The sequence below is a fragment of the Paracoccus sp. S4493 genome, assembly GCF_000967735.1.
In the GTDB taxonomy this organism is placed as follows: Bacteria; Pseudomonadota; Alphaproteobacteria; order Rhodobacterales; family Rhodobacteraceae; genus Paracoccus; species Paracoccus marcusii.
The window spans coordinates 1-340 of record NZ_JXYF01000198.1 but is presented as its reverse complement, the minus strand read 5'-3'; the positions used below and the strand labels follow the sequence as shown (position 1 = coordinate 340).

Annotated in this window: 1 protein-coding gene; it reads left to right on the top strand. The window is 68.5% G+C overall.

What is annotated here, in order from left to right; genetic code table 11:
• Window positions 1-73: 73 nt before the first annotated feature.
• The coding region (locus TW83_RS16285; protein WP_045983834.1) for a ribonuclease H-like domain-containing protein at window positions 74-340 on the top strand (267 nt) is incomplete at its 3' end.

Here is a 340-nt window from a genome sequence, read left to right as displayed (position 1 = left end):
TTCTGGTCGAAGGGGCGCCAAGCCGCGGGTCCGGGGACGGGCCGGGCGGCGCGCAATTCAGGCAGGACCGGCGATGAGCATCCATCTGTACCCGAACGACCTTCCCGACGATCTGGTGCTGGGCCCGGTCGTGGGCATCGACACCGAGACGATGGGCCTTGACCCGCGCCGCGACCGGCTGTGCCTGGTGCAGCTGTCGTCCGGCGACGGCGAGGCGCATCTGGTCCAGATCGACCGGGGCCAGACCGAGGCTCCGAACCTGACCAAGCTGCTGACCGACCCCAAGGTGGTCAAGCTGTTCCATTTCGGCCGTTTCGACATCGCCGCGCTGGAGAACGCG